Source organism: Dermacoccus sp. NHGro5, assembly GCF_017565385.1.
GTDB lineage: Bacteria > Actinomycetota > Actinomycetes > Actinomycetales > Dermatophilaceae > Dermacoccus > Dermacoccus nishinomiyaensis.
The window spans coordinates 1-18,966 of record NZ_JAGEKQ010000028.1; the positions used below are offsets into that span (position 1 = coordinate 1).

At 67.9% G+C, this 18,966-nt stretch carries 20 protein-coding genes and 1 pseudogene; 6 read left to right on the forward strand and 15 right to left on the reverse strand.

The features are described from left to right. Positions 1-245 precede the first annotated feature (245 nt). Entirely contained in the window at positions 246-1,124 is an 879-nt protein-coding gene (locus J4Z35_RS11605; RefSeq protein WP_074041156.1) for an NAD-dependent epimerase/dehydratase family protein, read from the forward strand. A 98-nt stretch (positions 1,125-1,222) separates the two neighbouring features. Here the strand turns inward: J4Z35_RS11605 and J4Z35_RS14565 are convergent, their stop codons facing one another. Then, on the reverse strand, positions 1,223-1,549 hold the full coding sequence (locus J4Z35_RS14565) for a hypothetical protein (RefSeq protein ID WP_243755048.1): 327 nt from the start codon (positions 1,547-1,549) through the stop codon (positions 1,223-1,225). 355 nt (positions 1,550-1,904) lie between these two features. Next, positions 1,905-2,141: pseudogene (locus J4Z35_RS14870) on the reverse strand (hypothetical protein); the annotation flags it as partial. 406 nt (positions 2,142-2,547) lie between these two features. Here J4Z35_RS14870 and J4Z35_RS11615 point away from each other — a divergent pair. From J4Z35_RS11615 to J4Z35_RS11635, 5 genes are all read left to right on the forward strand, one after another. Next, positions 2,548-2,736: a hypothetical protein gene (locus tag J4Z35_RS11615; protein ID WP_131941911.1), complete on the forward strand. Its 189-nt coding sequence runs from the start codon at positions 2,548-2,550 to the stop codon at positions 2,734-2,736. A 1-nt stretch (position 2,737) separates the two neighbouring features. Next, entirely contained in the window at positions 2,738-3,307 is a 570-nt protein-coding gene (locus J4Z35_RS11620) for a type 1 glutamine amidotransferase domain-containing protein (protein ID WP_074041159.1), read from the forward strand. Further along, complete coding sequence (locus tag J4Z35_RS11625; RefSeq protein WP_006945020.1) at positions 3,304-3,606, forward strand: antibiotic biosynthesis monooxygenase; 303 nt, start codon at positions 3,304-3,306, stop codon at positions 3,604-3,606. Before J4Z35_RS11620 ends, J4Z35_RS11625 begins: the two co-directional genes overlap by 4 nt. A gap of 396 nt (positions 3,607-4,002) precedes the next feature. Then, complete coding sequence (locus J4Z35_RS11630; RefSeq protein WP_074041160.1) at positions 4,003-5,289, forward strand: site-specific integrase; 1,287 nt, start codon at positions 4,003-4,005, stop codon at positions 5,287-5,289. Between the two features lie 19 nt (positions 5,290-5,308). Continuing rightward, entirely contained in the window at positions 5,309-5,563 is a 255-nt protein-coding gene (locus J4Z35_RS11635) for a helix-turn-helix domain-containing protein (RefSeq protein WP_235006257.1), read from the forward strand. Between the two features lie 65 nt (positions 5,564-5,628). Here J4Z35_RS11635 and J4Z35_RS11640 read toward each other — a convergent pair whose 3' ends face one another. The 13 genes from J4Z35_RS11640 to J4Z35_RS11700 form a co-directional block, all read right to left on the reverse strand. Next, positions 5,629-6,282: a hypothetical protein gene (locus J4Z35_RS11640; RefSeq protein WP_235006256.1), complete on the reverse strand. Its 654-nt coding sequence runs from the start codon at positions 6,280-6,282 to the stop codon at positions 5,629-5,631. A gap of 21 nt (positions 6,283-6,303) precedes the next feature. After that, positions 6,304-6,813: a single-stranded DNA-binding protein gene (locus J4Z35_RS11645; RefSeq protein WP_074041161.1), complete on the reverse strand. Its 510-nt coding sequence runs from the start codon at positions 6,811-6,813 to the stop codon at positions 6,304-6,306. Between the two features lie 111 nt (positions 6,814-6,924). Then, positions 6,925-8,676: a TraM recognition domain-containing protein gene (locus tag J4Z35_RS11650; RefSeq protein WP_074041162.1), complete on the reverse strand. Its 1,752-nt coding sequence runs from the start codon at positions 8,674-8,676 to the stop codon at positions 6,925-6,927. Then, the gene (locus J4Z35_RS11655; RefSeq protein WP_144589340.1) at positions 8,673-9,149 is read right to left on the reverse strand and encodes a hypothetical protein; all 477 of its coding nucleotides are present in this window, start codon (positions 9,147-9,149) and stop codon (positions 8,673-8,675) included. Before J4Z35_RS11655 ends, J4Z35_RS11650 begins: the two co-directional genes overlap by 4 nt. Before the next feature lie 71 nt (positions 9,150-9,220). Continuing rightward, on the reverse strand, positions 9,221-10,711 hold the full coding sequence (locus J4Z35_RS11660; protein WP_074041163.1) for an ATP-binding protein: 1,491 nt from the start codon (positions 10,709-10,711) through the stop codon (positions 9,221-9,223). Between the two features lie 72 nt (positions 10,712-10,783). Beyond that, positions 10,784-12,253 (reverse strand): SCO6880 family protein, encoded by a 1,470-nt coding sequence (locus tag J4Z35_RS11665; protein WP_074041164.1) that lies wholly within the window; start codon positions 12,251-12,253, stop codon positions 10,784-10,786. 3 nt (positions 12,254-12,256) lie between these two features. Continuing rightward, a complete protein-coding gene (locus tag J4Z35_RS11670; protein WP_074041165.1) occupies positions 12,257-13,726 on the reverse strand; it encodes a conjugal transfer protein TrbL in 1,470 nt (489 codons plus the stop codon). 43 nt (positions 13,727-13,769) lie between these two features. After that, on the reverse strand, positions 13,770-14,042 hold the full coding sequence (locus J4Z35_RS11675) for a DUF6112 family protein (RefSeq protein WP_074041176.1): 273 nt from the start codon (positions 14,040-14,042) through the stop codon (positions 13,770-13,772). Between the two features lie 213 nt (positions 14,043-14,255). Further along, entirely contained in the window at positions 14,256-14,561 is a 306-nt protein-coding gene (locus tag J4Z35_RS11680) for a DUF6112 family protein (RefSeq protein WP_074041166.1), read from the reverse strand. A 6-nt stretch (positions 14,562-14,567) separates the two neighbouring features. Next, on the reverse strand, positions 14,568-16,187 hold the full coding sequence (locus tag J4Z35_RS11685) for a M23 family metallopeptidase (protein ID WP_235006255.1): 1,620 nt from the start codon (positions 16,185-16,187) through the stop codon (positions 14,568-14,570). Between the two features lie 15 nt (positions 16,188-16,202). Then, positions 16,203-16,892, reverse strand: a complete 690-nt coding sequence (locus J4Z35_RS11690) for a hypothetical protein (protein WP_074041167.1) — start codon at positions 16,890-16,892, stop codon at positions 16,203-16,205. Between the two features lie 84 nt (positions 16,893-16,976). Then, entirely contained in the window at positions 16,977-18,119 is a 1,143-nt protein-coding gene (locus J4Z35_RS11695; RefSeq protein ID WP_160126274.1) for a ParB N-terminal domain-containing protein, read from the reverse strand. A 29-nt stretch (positions 18,120-18,148) separates the two neighbouring features. Further along, on the reverse strand, positions 18,149-18,966 hold an 818-nt coding region (locus J4Z35_RS11700; RefSeq protein WP_208065580.1), incomplete at its 5' end, for a hypothetical protein.

Below are 18,966 nucleotides of genomic sequence, written 5' to 3' on the forward strand. Positions count from 1 at the left end.
CCGACGGAGGCCTGGGCCGCTGGCAGCTTCGGCGATGGCCGGTGACGCAGGCCGCGCGGCTGGGCGCGTCGGCCGTCATGGCCGTCGCGACGGGCTGGGGATAGCCCCTCCCCTCCTGCGCCCAAATGCACCCGGGTGCATTTGGGCGCAGGAGGTGTTTGAGTTGGGCCACCCCATCTGCGTCCCGATGCACCCGGGTGCACTTGCACGCAGATCGTCGGGGCCGAGACGGGCAGGATGGGGGCATGGCTACTTCTCTCTTGTTCGGCGCCGGCGATCTGGGCACGCAGATCGGGTTCGACCTGGCGCGCGCGGGCGATGACGTCGTCGCGCTGCGGCGTCACGCTGATCGCGTGTCCGAGCCGCTGACGGGCGTCTCCTGCGACCTCGGCGCGGGCGTCGACGCGGTGCGCGCGGCGCTCGAACCGTTGACGAAGCGCGGCGGCTGGGCGCGTGGGCCGCAACGCGTTGTCGTCTGCCTCACGCCCGACGCGCGCGACGAGGAGGCCTATCGGGCGACGTTCGTCGAGGCCACGGGTACTGCGCTCGCGGCGATCGCCGCGCTGGGTTGGGCGCCCGAGCGGGCCCTGTTCGTGTCGTCGACGGCGGTCTGCGCGTCCGGCGGTCTCGTCGACGAGAACACGCCGCCCGCTCCGCAGACGCCGACGGCCCGTGTGCTCGCCGAGGCCGAACAGCTTTTTCTCGCAGCGCTTCCCGCGTCGACGCGGGGCATCGTCGTGCGCCCGAGCGGCATCTACGGGCCGGGTCGCGAATGGTTCGTCAACCGGGTGAGCGAGGGCGACGTCGGCGATCCGTCACGGACGACGCATCGCGTGCATCGTGACGATCTGGCGCGCGCGATCACGCACCTGCTGACGATGACGGCGCAGCCCGACGCGCTGTATCTCGTCACCGATGACGCGCCCGCGTCGGCGGGTGAGGTTGCCACGTACCTGGCCGAACGCCTGGATGCCAACGCCGACCCGTCGTGGCGCGGGGAGTGGAGTGCGAGCCGTCGACTCGACAACTCGCGACTGCGGCGCACGGGGTTCGCGTTCGACTTCCCGACGTATCGCGAGGGCTACGCCGTCGTGCTGGACGGCGACGGCGTGCGTCATTCGTGACTCGCGCGACGCGTCATGCCTGAGTCATCGGCGCAGGGCGTCATCCTGACGCGGTCGGCGGCGACGCGAGAGAAGCGGTGCGGCTGTGAGCGACGCCGTCAGCGGCGTGTGGCGCCGATGATCGGCGAGTGGCCCCGGGGGGCTGCGGCGCTCCGTTGGCGCACAAGAGCCATGACGTGCCCGGCGCCGAGGAAGGTGATGCCGATGACGCTGAGCACGACGAGCGCGTAGGAGATGATCCGGTTGCACACGCCGATCTGAGTCGGCGCGCCCCAGGCGTACCAGTGCCCGGTTTCGGCGTAGATGTACGTCTTGTACGCGAGAGCCCACAGGACGAAGGGGGTGCTGAAGAGGGCGCCCGCCGCGATGATGGACGCGCCCACGTGACGCAACCACCGATCGACGCCTGGTGTGAATGACGCCATGCTGACCACCTCCTGTGTCGTAGCTCACGTAAAGGTAGCGCGCCTTTCGGATGAACAGCTTCACCCTTTGGGTCATTTTTTCCCTTAGGGCCGTTAAGTGGGGGCGGACAGGGGGCTGTTTTTCGGTATGACGCGGGCGTGCCGCCTCGGTTCGAAGAGCTGCCGGGGAAAGCTGGCGGGCGACGGCCGCAGACGACGATGGCGGGCGGTGGGGGGTGCGCCCATCGTCAGGTATGCGCCGCCGGGCCGGTGGGCGGAAGAGGGGTCGGCGTGCCACGTCGAACACCGCGAGGTTGATGCCGTTGGCGAACTGCTGGCTCTCCACGAGCGTCAGGCGCGTCTTGATGCCGTCATCGGCGAACAGCCGCTTGCCGCCGCCGAGGATGACGGGGAACGTGAGGAGGGTGTAACGGTCGACGCGGCCGAGCAGGAGCGCTGCGGCGTCCTGTTGTTCGCGGCCCTTGATCTCGTAGGCGGCGGGGTCGAACTCGACGTCCTCGAACGTCCAGCCCGCGTGCTCGTGGTTGCCCCCGCCGGGGGCTTCGACGATGCCGTCGAGGCTGATGAACTCGGTGATGACGATCGGGCGCACGACGGGCCTTTCGGGCGAGGTCGGCGGTCGTGCTCAAGCATGGCACCCGGGCTGCGCGCACTCATGAGCTGAGAGTCGACATACATGACGAGAGGGTGGCGCAGCCGGCAGGGAATCCTCTCGGATGCGCACTCTGGGACATGCGGCTTCTCGGAATGGCCTACCGACACATTTCGAGCGCCGAGGGCGGCGGCCGTGCACCGGCCGACCGTCGTCCCGATCGTCTACGGCGGAGCCGCCTCGTGATCGCCGAAAAAGTCGGCGCATCGTTCCGCTACCCACGACGCACTACTCGAGGCGAGCCCCTTGACACGTAGGTCCGGGGGGGCGTTCGCTGTCTATGGAGTCGGCGTCGGAGAGGCCTTGCCAGAAAGACATCGAGCGACACAGTCGGATCGGAATAGACATGAAAGCAGTGGTGTACGAGGGGCCGACCTCCTTCGCGGCCGGCAAGGCAACCCCTTCCTGGATCGTCTCTCAGGAAATCTCGCTGGACCAAGCCGCCGATGCCTACAGGAACTTCGACGCCAGGTCCAAGGGTTGGACCAAGGCTCTCATCAAGCCCGGCATGTCAAACGGAAAGAAGGAAAACTGAGATGGCAGCAGATCTTCAGGGCAAGAGGGTCGCGATCCTCGCCGCCGACGGAGTAGAACGCGTTGAGCTCGAGCAACCCCGCGAAGCACTGGATCGGGCCGGCGCTCAGACCGAGGTCCTCTCGATCCACGACGGCGAGATCAAGGCCCGTAAGAACGACCTGGATGAAGCGGGCACGTTCACCGTCGACGGGTTGGTCACCGACGCCTCGGCGGGCGATTACGACGCCCTGCTGCTTCCCGGCGGCACGGTGAACCCCGACCAGCTCCGGGTCGACAAGGACGCCGTTTCCTTCGTCCGCGACTTCGTCGAGAGTGGCAAGCCCGTGGCGGCGATCTGTCACGGGCCATGGACGTTGATCGAGGCTGGCGTGGTCGGAGGTCGCACCTTGACGTCCTTCCCGAGCATCCGCACGGATCTGCGCAACGCCGGTGCGGAGGTCATTGACCAGGATGTCGTGGTCGACGGGAACCTGATCACCAGCCGATCACCCGAAGACCTGCCTGCGTTCTGCGATACGGTCGTGGCGAAATTTGCGAGCAATTCGACCCAGGAAGAGGTGACGTCATGAGCGTGACGAAGGGTCTGCTTGTCAGGCTGGAGGCCCTGCCAGGCAAGGAAGACGAGGTCCAGGAATTTCTCGGCATTGGGCGAGGGCTCGTCGAGGAGGAACCGGCCACCATCGCGTGGTTCGCGATCCGTCTCGGCCCGTCCTCATTCGGGATCTTCGACGTGTTCCCGGATGACGCCGGCCGCGACGCGCACCTGTCCGGTGCAGTCGCTGCCGCTCTCGGCGAGCAGACCGGCAAGCTGTTCAGCGAGCCGACGATCGAGAAATTGGACGTCCTGGGCTCCAAACTCCCCGCCTGACACCACAACCGGGAGTTCTGAAAGTTCTGAAGACCACGTTCTAGACAGACTCTGACAAGAGTCGACCGGGAGGCCCGGATCTGCAGGTTTCTGCAGATCCGGGCCTCTTTTCGTGCCTCCTTCCGAAGAACAGAGGAGGACGGATATGAACGTCAGTAGTCGTTGGGTATGGCACGCGGGTGGCACGCCCGCACCTTCCAGAAGAGAGCGGGGTGGTCCGCCGACCGAAATTCGGTCCCGGCGTGCCACCGACCTCGTGCCACAGCGTGCCATAGGGCGCCTCGTAGCCCGCGAGAAAACCCTGATAGAAAGCCACTTTTGGGAGGGCATGACCTCTAGTGGCACGCAGTGGCACGACGGTTCGCGTGAGTCCGCTCGAGACCAGCGGAGGACACGATGAGCGCGACGAAGACCCGGGAACCAGCAGCAGTCAGGCGTGAGAGCTGGGGGAGCCTTCGTAAGCTCCCCTCTGGCCGGTGGCAGGCTCGCTACCCCGCACCCGACGGCGAGATGTACACCGCCCGGACGGAGGACGACAAGCCGCTGACGTTCCTGACGAAGACCGATGCCCGCGCGTGGCTCGCCGGTGTTCACACGACGATTGCCCGTCAGCAGTGGGAGCCGCCCTCGGTGATCGCCGCTCGACGCCGTGCCACAGCGGAGGCAGAGAAAGCACGGTCCATCGGCTTCTCCGAGTACGCGGAACGCTGGGTGGCGTTCATCCGCGCGGAGCCGAACCGCAGTGGCAGGAAACGTGCAATCGCCACCGTCCGCTCTTACAAGAGCAAGGTCGACGGGTACCTCATCCCAGAGTTCGAAGACACCCCGATCCGGCAGATCGACGAGGCCCGTATCCGGCAGATGACCGATCGTCTCGACGCGATTCCCTCGCCACTGAATCCGAGATCGAAGTTCAACGGCATCACGCGACCGGTGCTGATCGTCCTCATGATGATCCTCCGCCAGGCAGCTCGAGAAGGAGTTATCCCCGCTGCGCCGAACATCTCCATTCCGAAGCAGGAGCCCGTGCGGCACGACGCCGATCACGACGAGGACGAAGACGTCGCGAGTCCCGAGCAGGTCGAGGCTTTGTATGAGGCAACACCGGGGCACTGGGCGATCATGGTGCTCTTCGCGGCGTGGTGCCAGCTGCGGCGGGGGGAGTGCCTGGGCTTGCAGCGCAGGGACATCGAGTGGCACGACGACGGCACCGCGACCTTGCATGTGCGTCGGCAACTGAACGCGAACACCGGCGACTACTCGGAGAGGCTCAAGAGCGACGCCGGTAGGCGGACGCTCAGCATCCCGAAGCTCATGATCGACCGCCTCAAAGATCATCTGCGGGACAACGTCGCGGCCGAGGCCAAAGCGCCACTGATCCCCACCAACATCCGTGGCAGCGTCCCGCTGTCGAACACCCGATGGGGATACGTGTGGGCGGATGCTCGAGATGGTGTCGCTGACCTCCGGCCGCGATTCCGGTTCCACGATCTCCGTCACACGGGGCTGACGATCTTCGCCCAGGAGGGCGCAACACTCGCAGAGCTGATGCGCCGTGGCGGCCACGCCGATATCCGTGTCGTCCTCCGCTACCAGCACGCCACGATGGCCCGCGATCGTGAGCTCGCGGACCGTATGAGCGATCGCGTTCAGGAGCGGATCAACGCGGCCAGGACGGCATGAGAGTCGCCGTGGGACAGTCATGGACACCTATCAGGAGAAAGATTTCATCAACAAGGGAGGCACCACCATGGCCGTTCACGATCGTTCACAGTCCCCAGCGCTCAAGCTGATCTCGCTGGCCGTCGCCGCCGACACCTACGGAGTGTCGATCAAGACGCTGCGCCGCCGGATCTCGGATGGCACCGTGCACGGCTACCGGGTCGGCCGGCTGATCCGCGTCGACCCGGACGAACTCCGCGAGAAGCTGCTCATCGAGATCCCTTCAGCGAAGTAAGCGCAAGACCAAGAGTGGGGCGGGCCCGAAGAGGCCCGCCCCACTTGTTGCGGTTCACCGTCAACTCAGACCGGCAACGGCTCGTCCCGCAGGAACGCAGCTTCCGCTTCCGCGCGCCGGGTGACGTCTTCGACGACGAAGTCCACGAAGTCCTCGTCGCGGTCTGTGATGGGGGTCTCCTCACCTGCCGGGATGGGGTCTTCGCCGGGCCAGACGGTTTGCCGGGAGGGGCGGTCGCGGTCGAGGCGTGTGCCGGCGATCTGCACCCATTCGCGTAGCCGGGTCCGGGCGGCGGCGAAGTCGGTCATGAATGAGATGGGGCCGGCGGCGTCTTGTTCGGGGTCGTAGCAGCCCAGCCACCGGGTGTAGAGCGCGGACAGCTCCCACACGAGTTCACGGTGGCGGTGCCACATCGGTGGCACGATCTGTGCGGGCAGCGCGAACTCGTGTCGCAGCCAGTTGACCCATTCGTTGAGGTCGAGCCATTCGTGCTCAGCGTCGTCCGAGGACAGGGTGCGCCAGTTGATCGGGCGAGGCACGGGCGGGAGATCATCGCTCCCGCCCGTGCCCGCCTGGCTGCCGTCCCGTCTCTCGCCCTCGTCGAGCTCGTCGCCCTCGTCTTCGTCGAGTTCCTCGATGTCTGGTTCGTCGGACTCGGGCTCGAAGTCCACGTCCGGGTCGCCCAGTTCGGGATTCTGGGTCGGGTCGTTATCGGCCACGTCACTGTCCTCCGGTGGGGGTTATCGAGCGACGGCTTCCATCGCGGGCGCTTCGGCCTCCCGCGTGGTCGTGGGGGTGGGCGAGCCGAGTTGGGCTGCTCGGTCGGGCTCCTCACGCTCGGCCTCGCGTGTGACGTCGCGGTCGGCTTCGCGCTCGGCCTGGCGTTCGGCAGCAGGGCGGCGGTCGATCGTGAAGTCGGTGATGTTTGGGTCGGGGGCGATGCGCTTGGCGACGAACTGCTCGTCGGTTCGCTCTTCGCCGTTGACGTCGCGCGTGTACTCGCGGGTGTAACCCTGTGCGACGATGTCGTCGCCCTTGACGTACCTGTCCGCGGACATCTCGGCGGACTTCCCGAACTGGATCAGGTCGTGGTAGGTCGGGTCGAGCTTGCGGAAGGATCCGTCCTGCTGGGGCTCGTAGTGGTTGATGCCGACGCGGGCGTAGAAGCGTGCCTGCCCGGATTCGGAGAAGGTGAGGCGGGGATCGGCGGAGATGAAGCCGTTGATCGCCTGCGACGTCTTGATAGCCATGAGAGCTGAGGTCCTTCCTGATAACAATGAGCTGTCTGGTGCCCCCGCGGTTGAGTGGGAGGCACCAGACAGGTGCGCGGGTCAGACCCCAGACGACGGACAGAACCGGCTTCAGGACGTGTGCAGGAGCGCCTCGATCTCCTTCCGATCCGTCTTCAGCTGCGTGGCGTCCTTGCGGGCAGGCCAGGCGCGCAGGTCCGTGATGATGGGGCGGGCGGTTCGGAGCATCACGACCCCGATCCCGAACGGCAGCGTGCGGATCACGTCCGGAGGCATGATCGCCACCCGGCGGATCGAGCGTTGCGCGGAGCGGTGTCCTTGCTCCCCGATGGTGACGGAATCGGTGATCTCGTCCCTTTCCCCGATCAGCGCCGACAGGTCCTGCAAGTCCCGCGAGTTCGATGCGCCGCCGAGGATGACTTTCACGATCGATGCGTCCCACAGCGCGTTGGCGTTGTTCTCCCCCCACTTCTCCCGCGCCTGGGCGAGGGACTGCAGCACCGGCAGGGTGGTGATCCCCGTGCCACCGCCTTCGGCCATCAGCGTCGGCAGTGACGGCAGCGGGGCGAGGTTGCCGATCTCGTCGAGGGCGAGGAGCATCGGCGGGTCCAGCCGGGTGCCTGGTGAGGTGGCGGCGATCTTCCGGGCAGTCTCCACGAGGTCTTCGATGAACGCGGCCACCAGCGCCGAGGACGCCCCGGCCCCCGCACCGGTGGCGAGCAGGTAGAGGGTGCCGCGGTCCCGGATGAACGTCTCCGGGTCGAACCGGTCTCGCGGCCCCGGTGTCACCGCCGCCAGCACTCGCGGGTCGGCTAACGCGCTGAACGCGAGGGAGACGCCTTGCCAGATCGAATCGCGCGTCTTGGGGTCTGATTGCAGCATCGCATCCAGAGAGTCCGCCCAGCCTTGCGCTGCGTGCGGGTTGGACTGCAGGACGCGCACCGCGTCCGCGGCGGCGGCTGGGTTCAGCGCCCACTGGTACAAGGTGGCGGCGTCTCGCCCGTCCAGCGCAGCGGCGTGGAGGAGCCCTTGGATCGCGGCAGCGGTCTTTCCCTGCCAGAAGTCACCGCCGGACACGGAGCCGAAGTTCGTGGCCGTGGCGAGCCCGGTGGCGCGGATCATCGCTGTCAGGGGGTCCTCGCATCCGCGGACTGGGGACCACTTCATACCCGTGGGGAGTCCTTCAGCGAGATGCTGCGGATCGAACACCGCGACCGGCCCTACACGCTGTCGGGCCTTCAGCGTCGCGGTGAGGTTGTCGGGCCGGGTGGAGGTCGTGATGACGGCGCCGGGGGCGTCGAGGATCGCGTTGATCACGACGTGCAACCCTTTGCCCGACCGGGGCGGCCCGATCAGCAAGATGGAGTCCTCCACGGTCGCCCACACCTCCTGCCCTTTCGACCGACCGAGGAGGTATCCGACGTCCTCAGGGGCCGGGTCCTCCAGCGAGGGCCGGAACGTGCCTGCCCGTTTCGTGAGGGCTTTCGTCCCTGCGGCCTTGGCGACATCGCGTGCAGTGGCGATGCCTTGGAGCAGGCGCGGGTCCTGCGCACGGGTCTCCTTCCCGCGCGCGATGACCCGCCACGCCCACCACGCGATGACCCCGAGGATCGCGAGTGCGATGGCGAGGACCAGCCAGTACACGACCGGGCTCAGGCCCGGCGCGCCGATCGCCTCTCCCGGGGCCGCCGGGGTGAGCAGCACGCCGAGCCCCGTGGAGGGCCCGCCAGCGGGTTGCGGAAGGCCGGTGAGGAATGCGGCGGCACTTCCGGCGGCGCGGAGTAGCCCGGCCAGGACGGCGAATCCCGCCAGGGCCGCAAGGCCCAGGTTCGCGAGCACCTGGGAGGGCTGATGCGGGTTCATCCCAGGTCCCCGACGACGTGAGCGGTGCCGGAGATGCGGCCGAACAGCAGCACCTCGCCGCCCGTTGCGAGCTCGCGTTCCTCGATCAGGTGCCGCACATGCCCGTGCCCGTCGGCAGAGGAATGCCGGATGACGACAGCGAGGGCGACGTCCTCTCCAGGCACGTATCCGTCTCCGGTCGCCTCATACAGCACCGGCATCTCGCCCCTACGCGCTGATGCTTCGGTCTCCGGTGCGGCGGCGGGTGCGGCTATCGGTGCGGGCGGGGTGAGGACGTCGGTGTAGGTGGTGCCGTCGTGTTCGATGATCTCCACCCGAAGCGGTGCTTTCCTGCGGCGCAGGACCTCTTCGATCAGCCCACCGAGGGCGTGCCTGCCGATCGGCTCCCCGGTGACGCGTGCGCCGTCGAGGGTGACGCTGATCTGATCGTTCGCGTCTACCCGGACGACGAGGTGTGGGAGTACGATCGGCACCACGAGATCCCCCTCGGCGTCGCCCGTCGTCGCACGGTTGCGTCGGGATCGGCGTGAGGGTGCATGTTCGCTCATTTTTGCCGCCCGATCATCCGCGTGGTCGTATCGAACGTCGACAGCTCGTCCGGGTGCAGCTGGTGTTGCACGACGAAGGATCGTTCCTTGATCCGCCACAGTCCCTGCCCCGTGCCCAGGCCCGGGAGAAGGGACTGTTCGGTGCCGGTGAGGCCGAGCGTGGTCGCGGTGGTGCCGAGCTGGTCGGCTTCCTGCCGGTAGATGATCCGCGTCTCCGCGTTTGCCAGCAGCGACGAGGCGAGGGCGCGCATTGCGGACCCGCTGTCGCCGACGTTGTCGAGGTCGGTCAGCTTGTGGAAGATCAACATGTTCGCGATTCCGTAATGCCTCGCCAACCTCCACTGCGCGTCCATCCGCTTGAGCAGAGCGGGATGCGACATGAGACGCCACGCTTCGTCGTAAATCACCCACCGCTGCCCGCCTTCGGGGTCCAGAAGGGCCGATTCCATCCACGCCGACGAGCACGTCATCAGTACCGAGATGAGGGTGGAGTTCTCCGCCACCCGGGACAGATCCAGCGAAATCATCGGCAGGGACGGGTCGAACACGACCGTAGAGGGACCATCGAACAGCCCCTGCAGATCTCCGGCGACCAGGCGCCTCAGTGCGTGACCGACGAGCCGTCCGTCTTCGGCGAGCCGCTGGTCGACGTCACCAGCACGGTCCGGGGTGAGGATGCGGTCGACGACCATCGGGAGGATCGGGACGTCGTTGCTGGCGACGACCGCGGAGAGGGCGACATCGATCGACGTGTGCTCAAGCGGTGACAGCGACCGCTCGAGGACGGTCTCGGCCAGCGCCCCGATGAGTTCCCGGCGGCGGGAGGCGACCTGCGTAGTCCATTCGATGTCCGTCACACCTGACGGGCGGTGACCTTCGTCGAGCGGGTTCAGCCGGTTCCTCAGACCATGACCGAGGACGATCGCCTTGCCTCCGACAGCTTGGGCGACTGGCGTGTGCTCACCTTTCGGGTCTCCGGGGACGTAGACGCGACGCCCGAACGGAATCGACCGCGTGTACAGCGACTTCGCCAGCGACGACTTCCCCGAGCCGACGATGCCGGCCAGAACGATGTTCGGCGCGGTGATGACACCGCGCTTGTACAGCTCCCACGGGTCGTACACGAACGACCCGCCGGAGTACATGTCCTGTCCGACGAAAACGCCTTCGGGCCCGAGGCCACCTTCAGCGAGGAACGGGTACGCCCCAGCGAGAGCGGCGCTGGTGTCCTGATGGGAGGGCAAACGCAGCCCCCGATGGGTGCGCAACGCCGCGTGCCCGGGCTCGCCCGAGGCAGGCAGATAGGTCGTGGCGCGGCGCTCGGCCTGTTCAGCATCGCGTCGCGCACGGGCTTCGACTTTGCGGGCAGTGATGTCCTTCGCGTGGACTGCGGCGGCGGCCTTGCGCCGGGCTCGGCGCTGCTTGCGGTGCTCGGACTCCGGCCCGATCAGCACCGTCGAGTACACGCGACGTTTCGGGGTGCTCACAGCACGACTCCTTCCTGCGCCCGCCCGGGCGGGCGGACGCAGGAAGGAGGTACGGGACCGGCGCCCCAGGAGTCAGACGGTGCGCGCCAGGGGCAGCGCAGCCGCGGTGAACGCTTGGGCTTGCTGACCGACCAGCCGCCGCGTTTCGCAGGACGCTTGGATGGCGGCCTGCTCGATCTTCGACACCGCCGCCTCCAGCTCGTCCGGATTCGGGGCGCTGACGGCGATCAGCCCGGTGTATCGGAGGATGCCGTGCCCGCTGGTGAGGTCGGCTTCCTGCTGCAGCACGTCCTGGTACTCGGCGGTCTGCTGGGCGTCCTCGACCTGCCCGATCTTCTGGCGTTGCGCGGCGTCCGAGATGTATTCGACCTTCTTCTTGCGGATGTCGCGGGCGGCCTGATCGGACCGGATCGGAGTGCACAGCAGTGAGAACGACCGCCGCACCCCGGATGCCAGGAGCACCGGGGACAGGAACCCCGGATACACCAGTGACCGCGGCCACTCGCTCACCCACAGCACCGCATGGTGCGCGCTGTCCGAGCGCAGCCCCTCCCACGTCTCCTCCACGGCCACGGGACCTGCGGTGGCGAGGTCCTGTCCGAGGTTCCCGGAGCGCTCCAGCGTCGCCGCGATCGCAGGATCGTAGGCGGAGCGCAGGATCACCGCGAGCTGCCCCGGGGTGAGCCAATCCGTAGCCTTCAGGTCCGCGGAATGCAACGCCGCGGTGAGAGTGCTCATCTCCTGCCGCAGCACCGCCGCGGCGCCCTTCATCCCGCCGCCGGCGGTGCGGATCGGGCGGGCGGCGGTCTTCATATCCAGAGCGAGGGAGATCGTCGTCGCGTGCCGTTCACCGGCCGGGCCTGCGCGATTGATCAGCTCCGCGTAGGTGCGCGACGTCCATGACTCGTCCCCCGGGTTGCCGTGCTCCGCCCACCACTGCGCAAGACCCGTCCCGGAATCCGGGAGCGTGCGTTCGAGGATCTGGAGACGGGCGATGCGTCCGGAGCGGCAGCAGGTCGCCAGCACACGACCCCACCCGGAGACCCGGCGTTCCTGCTCGCCCGGGTCCAGCAGCACGAACGCAGGGTGGGTGACCTCGAGCAGCGCGGTCAGTGTCGCCGCGTGAGGATGGTGCACCATGACCGCCCCGGTGACGGGGTCTTCGTATTGACGCAGCGATGCCATATCGCCTGGGAGGGCGAGGGTGCCGGCTGGACGCGGCTTGACGACCCGCATCCGGTAGATCGTCTGCGTCACGCTGACCCGCCACAGCCAATGCGCCCCGACCGGCAGCCACTCGACCGCCTTCCGGCCCGCGATCGGGACCCAGGTGATCGCCAGGCAGGTCACCCAGATCGGAGCCGTGTAGGCGAGGATCATCCCGCCGCCGGCGTACAGCGACCCGATGAACGCCAGCCCGGCGATCGCGAGCGCGATCACCTGGGACAGCGACAGGCCCAGGATCAGTCCCCGCCTGGTGAGGCGGGAGAACTTCACCGGTGTGAGCGGGTAGTCGTCTTTCGTGCTCTGGTGTTTCGTCACGGGTCAGTCCTTCCCCTCGGGCGCCCTATTCGGCGGCGGCGGGTCCTTCGGTGGCGGCGTCGACGACGGACCAGACGATGCGGGCGGCGGGCTCGATGGCGGTGCCTGCGGCGCCGATGGATCCGAGGGCGGTGCCGCGTTCCCGGAAGGGGGCGGGGCGCTGTCCTGGCCAGCGGCAGCTGCCTGGGTCTCTGCGGCACCGCCGATCGCGCCGCCGAGCTTCGGGCCGGCCGTGGCGGCTTCCTTGACGGCCGCCGCCGCGATGACTGCGACCGCGGCGGGTCCGGCCGCGGCCGCACCTCCTGCAGCAGTACCGCCACCTGCAGCAGCCCCGCCGCCACCCGCTGCACCACCAGCCGCACCGCCAGCGGCGCCGCCACCAGCCGCAGCACCGCCTCCGGCTCCGCCGGTACCGGCAGCCGTCGCCCCGCTCCCGCCGTCCGGGGGCGGCGTACCACCGCCCCCACCACTGTTGCCGGGCGGTGGCCCGTCGCCTTGGCCTTTCCCGTCGAGGACTTTCTGCGGGCCGTCGCCGGCGGGCTTAGACGGGGATGGCACGGGCCGGTTCATCGACTGCTTGGCCTCTTGCTCCGCACTCATCGCGTGATACATGTCGAACCCGATGAACGAGATGAACTTATAGACCATGTAGGGCGCGAACGCGGCGACGAACATGAGCACTATCCCAGCGATGGGGTCGGCGATGGATGCCAGATCGAAGTCGATCGGCTGGGACACCTGGGTGATCGCGACGAGGAACACCACGACGAGGACGAGCTTGGACAGGATCAAGGCGATCACGAACGACACCCATTTCCCGAACCAGCCGCGGGTGACATCCCAGCTCGCGCCGCTGATCGCGATCGGACCGAGCACGATCGCGACGAGCAGCAGTGCTTTGCGGATCAGGAGCGAGAACCACACGATCGCCGCTGCGGTGATCGCGAGCCCGGCGAAGAAGATGGTGATGATCGCCCCGACACCGGGGGCGGTGAGGTTGATCGCAGTGAGCCCCGCGGCGAGCAGGGCGATCTTGTCGCCCATCGCTTCCATCGAGTTCCCGGTGGCTTGGATGATGCCGATGGTCAACTGGTCGGTGATCTCCAGCAGCGTCGCGGTGAGCGTGATGATGAGGAACGACCCGAGCACGCTCTTGCCCAGTCCGAGCGCCGCCCGAGAGAGGGCGGTCGGGTCGCGACGGATGAGGCCGGTGATCAGCTGCAGGCAGAAGAAGACGAGCATGATCAGCACGGCGACGCCGAAGAGGATGTTGTAGACGCCGACATATTCCGGGGACTGGACGTCGACGAGGGTGGTGGTGTCGAAGACGTACCAGACGCCCTCGAACAACCAGGCGGCAGCTTGTCCCATTGCTTGGGCGAGCCAGTCGAACGGGGCCGCGACGAGCGTCGCGGCCCCTTCTCCGACGGCATCGCACACGTTCGAGATGACCGGGACGTCGCACAGTGCCATGACGGGCCTCCTTCCGGGGCGGGGCGGTGGTGGAGGAGGCCGTTCAGACCGCCTGGCCGACGTTCCAGAAGAAGTTGATGAGCGTCACCGACGCGCCGCAGATGATCGCGGCACCGCAGGAGACGAGGACGCCGATCTTTCCCCGCCCGGCCAGATGCGGGTTGCTGCTGTTCGCGCCGAAACCCCAGATGATCGCCGAGATGATCAACGCCAGGACGCTGAGGATCAGGCCGATCGTCATCACGGCGCCGACGATGGTGCGCAGCTGCGCGATGCCGGGCAGCCCCGAACTGTTGGGGTCGATGTCGACCTCCATCGGGGCCAGAGCGGCCACGTGGGGCAAGACGGTGGTGGTGAGATCGAGAACGGCGGACACGGGTGCTCCTTCATGAACCAGGCGGATACCCGGCCAGGCGCCGGCCGGGTATCGCACAGGTGCGCACACCGGACCCCGCACGGCAGAAAGCGGGGCGGTGGAGCCTCGTCTCCTCCACCGCCCCGCCCCTGAGCTCTCGCCTCCCGACCCGGGTTAGAGCTGCCCGCCGATCGTGATGAGCCAGTTCATCCATGCGACCCCGGCCCCGGCAAGGGCGGCAGCACCGAGCGCCGTCCACACGCCGATGCGGGCTTTCGTGGCGACCTGGTGGTGGCCGTTCGCGGAGCCGATCGCCCACATGATCGCGCACACGATGAGCATGAGGACGGCGAGGATCAACACGACGGTCAGCAGCGCACCGATGATGCTCTCGAGCTCGTTCGATCCGCCGACGGCTCCGAAATCGGGGAACACACTCCCGGACAGCACGGGCTTCGTCGGGACGTGGGGATGCGGCATGAATGCTCACCCGTCTTTCACGGAGATGTGGATGTGGTCGAAGTGGCCGCCGGTGACGTCGCCGGGGTCGTGCATGCCGCCGCCGGTATAGTGCCGCCACCCCTCGTCCGCCTGCGCGGGCGACCAGATCGTGCCTTGCCAGATGAGGTAGGAGATCCCGAGGGGCTCGGCGTTGGCTTGAAGCCATTCGGTGACCTGCCACCCGTAGGCGACCTGCTCGCTGGTTGGGTAGTGGCCGATCTGATTGCCGACGGTGACATCGCACGCCCGCCCGAGAGGATGATCCGACCGTGTCCCTGGTCGTGGTGAGTAGCACGCCCACCCGGTGTCGGCGAACGCGTTGCGGGTCTGGACGACCATGTGCGCGGTGCGGGCGGTGATCTGCCCGCTGGTGCCGGTCGGGTCATCGACCATCTCGGTGCCGTCGCCGGTGAACTCTGCCGCTGGCGTAGTAGTGCCGGCGGGTGCGCAGCCGGGGCCGGGGGTGCTGGTGCCGTCCGGTTCGGCGGCGCCGTGGTCGATAAGCCACTGGTCGGCGTCGATCGATTCGGTGCCGGTGGAGCCAGGCCGGATCTCGAAGTGCAGGTGCGCGCCGGTGGAGCGGCCGGAGGAGCCGACATCGCCGATGTGAGTGCCGGCGGTGACGGTCTGTCCTTCTCGGACGTGGATGCCGTGTTCCCACATATGCGCGTACACGGAGCGGACGGCTTCGCCTTGCACGGTGTGCTCGATGATGATGAGGCCGCCGTAGCCGCCGTTGAACTCCGACCACACGACCCGCCCGTCAGCGGCCGCGTAGATCGGGGTGCCGTCGGCGGCGGCATAGTCGGTGCCTGCGTGGTAGGTGGTCTCGCCGGTGAACGGGTCGGACCGATACCCCCAGTCGCTGGTCTTCGTCCACGTCCCCTCGGGCAGCGGGAACAGGATGCGGCTGGTTTCCGGTACCGACCCGGTGCCCCCGCCGGTGCCGGAGGGTGCCGGCACGGTGAGGGCGGCGAGGATCGCTTCGGCGACGGGCTGGTAGTTCTGATATCGCTCCGGGAACGCGCTGACCTCGACCGCCTGGGCGACCTCGCCCATGTCCATGCTCTGCCAGCCGGGGATGTCGAGCATCCCCCGTGGGGAGGGGAAGTTCGGCCCCGACGGACCGCCGTAGAACGCGCGGGCCTGGTAGGTGGTGTCCATCAGCTCGGCGACGGTGCCCCACCCGGCCTGCGGTCGCATCTGGAACAACCCGAGGGAATCGTTGTCGCTGCCGTTGCCGTCGTTCGGGTAGTCCCCGGATTCGGGGTAAACGCCGGTGTTCGACAGTTGCCGTAGCACCGACTCGGTGAGAGCGGCCATGAGCGCGATCGTGACCCCGCGGACATCGACGCCGTCGGTCTGCCCGCCGACGGTGATGATGGTCGCGGCGTGCGTGAGTTGCTTCTTGTTCAGCGTGAACGTCTCACCGTCCCGCGTGGTCACTTCCAGCTCGTCCGGGATCGGCCCCACGGTCAGCGACGACCCGGGGCCGCAGCTCGCGTTCGCGGCGGGGTTCATCAGCACCCCGACGCCGACGAGCGCGGTCGCCGGTCCTACGCACAGGGCGAGGATCGCCAGCACGACGAGGATCTTCTTCAGCACGACAGCCCCCGGGGGTCAGCGCAGCGGGTTGTCGAGCTCGGACAGCCGCAACGTGTGACAGTCGTCGAACGTGGGCTCACATGCGAGGAACACGGTGAACGACACCGGGTGTTCACTGGTTGCTTCCTGCCCGGAGACTGTGCCGGTGCGATACCGGGTGGCGTCGATGGTGACCGCGATCATCCCGTCCACGATCGTGCCCGACCGGTCCTGCGCGACCGCGTCGGCCCAGGCGTCGGGCACGACCGCAGTCTCGATGGTGAGGTGCTGGGTAGTGGCGTGCCCGGTGAGCTGCCGCCAGGCGTCGGACGCCGGGAAGTAGCCGGCGATGTCGGAGGCAAGACCGGGGGTCTCGGTTCCGGTGGGATCGGCGTCGGAGAGCACGACCTGCCCGTAGTCGGCGGGCCCGAGCCCGGATGCCGTGTCCCACGTGAAGAGGGATACGGCGACGGCGCGTGCGTACCGGATCGGGTCGTTCGTGCGCGGCAGCGGCATCAGGTCAGATGGTCCGGAGGGCGTCGAAGCCGGTGGCCGCTGTTCGGAGGCGGTCGGGGCCGGGGCAGGCGTGTTCTCGTGCGGGCGGGCGATCAGTCCGTACACGCCCAGGCCGACCAGGACGAGAAGGATGATCGTTCCGGAGATACCGGCGATCAACAGGGCGCGGCCCCGCTTGCGCGGGGCCGCATCGGCGAAATCGGTCGACATGGCAGGGGGCGTCCTTTCACAGCAGATCCGTCAACGGTGTGTGCCATGTAGGTGCGGGCGTCTGACCCCACCCGGCCGGTCATCTCACGGCACCAGGCCCGTCCTGGTGGTGGTGCGGCGTGCATCGGCGGCGGTGTCGAGGAACGCGGTCGCCTGTTTACGGTGGCTGGTGATCGCCTCCCACTGCTCGTCGGTGGCGTACTGGCCGACGAGCGTGGCGTCGTTGATCTCCCACCACCCCTCCGCTTTCGCGAGGATGTCGACCAGCCGGCGGGCGTGGTAGCGGCCCCGGACCCCGTCCGCGGACATCCCCTCATCCTCCGCACCCGATTCGCCGTCCTCCTCGGTTGCCGCAGTGGAAGTTGGCGTGAGGGCGAGCTTGCGGACACGGGCGATGGCAGCGGCGACCGCCCGGGATCGTTCCACCGGTCGGTCGATCTGCCGCACCGCGCGGAGCTCGTCGTCGGCGGCTTCCCGGACGGCGGCAGTCGCGGACTCGTTCACCGCGGTCTTCTCCAGCCAGCACACCCCGCGCAGGGCGATGACCTCGTGGTAGCGGCCGTGGACCTTCGCGTCGCCGTTGATCTCCACGACCGCTTCGGCGGCTGCCCGCCGGACTCGTTCGTCTTCGTCCTCGTTGGTTGCCAGCCGTTCCAGCGCGAGGACCTGCTCGAGCTGTTGGGAGGAGTCCCGGCCGGTCACCGCGGTCGCGGCCTGCACGCGGGACTTCCGCTTCGCCGGTGGTTGTGAATCCCAACGGCCGCTGTCGCTACCCTGATAGGTCGCGACGATCATCACTTCCTTCTCCTCCGGGTCGCTGTCGTCGGCCTCGCCGTCGTCCGAGCCCGGGAGGGCGGCGGCGCCGAACCGAGTCGCGGCCTGACGGCGGGCGTTCTCCTCGGCCAGGAGCGTCTTGTACTCCGCGTACAGGGCCGCCTTCTCCGTCGTGGTGAAATGCTTGTGGAGCAGATTGTCGTCCTGGATCGCCAGCAGCGTGCGCAGCTTGTCGGACACCTCAGATGCGATCCACACCGGGACGGTCGCATGCCCGAGCTGCCGCATCGCTTCCAGGCGGCGCCTGCCGGAGATGAGGACCCCGTCGGAGGTGATCACGATCGGGCACAGCAGCCCGAGGGTTTGGATCGACGCGGTCAGATCGCTCAGATCACCCAGCTCACGCCGGAAGGAGCGACCCAGGACGATGTCGTCGATCGGGAACTGCGCCACCGGCTGCCCATCTGCGGGCACCCTCGCGTTCATGCGGCCGCCCCTCTCGTGAACTTGCGGGAAACAGCGGCAAGCTGATGATCAGCAAGAAGATCCTCGGTACGGTCACCGAGCAGCAGCCGCGCAAAGATCCCCAGACGTGCCGGATCGGCACCGGTGGCTTCCTTCTTCGACCGCGGCCCGAGCAGCAAACGCAACAGCCCGCTCCAATCGCGAGCGGAGAACCCGAGCCGTTGCCGCATCGCGTCGTCTTTGCGGAGCACGTCGATCCCGGATTGGGTGCTCGCCAGAGTCGTCAGCCGGTGGCAGATATATTCCACCGCGGTCTCGATGGTGCGGGGATGCCAGCCTGTGCTCACCAGGAACACCGACGCGGACCGCACTACCCGTTCCACGGCGACGGTCGGTGAGGCCGGCGGGCTCGCGGCGGCGAGCACATGGTAGAAGAATGTCTCGTAGTGGCCGGCCCGCATCGGGTACTCGTCGGGACGCTGATCGGGCCTGCGGGCCTTGTCCGTCGAGGTGAGCAGACGTTCGGCGTGCACCTCGGCCGCGATGCCGAGCTCCACAGCGCGGGTGATCGCCGCCCACGGGTCCGCGGCACGGCGGATCGCCGGCGTCCGCATCGCCATGAACGCCTCGTACGCGGCATCGGCGGGGTCGCGGTGCCAGGACCGTGCGAGCGGAAGGTACTTCTCCTGCGCATACTGCATCAACGCGCGGGCGGCGGGGTGTGTGCGCCAGAGATGCTCGGCGGTGAGCTGCTCCAGCAGGACACGGAGCCCTTCGCCGGTGGTGAAGTCCGGAAGTGGTTCAGATGAAGGTTTGAAGCGCCCTGAGTTTGTTG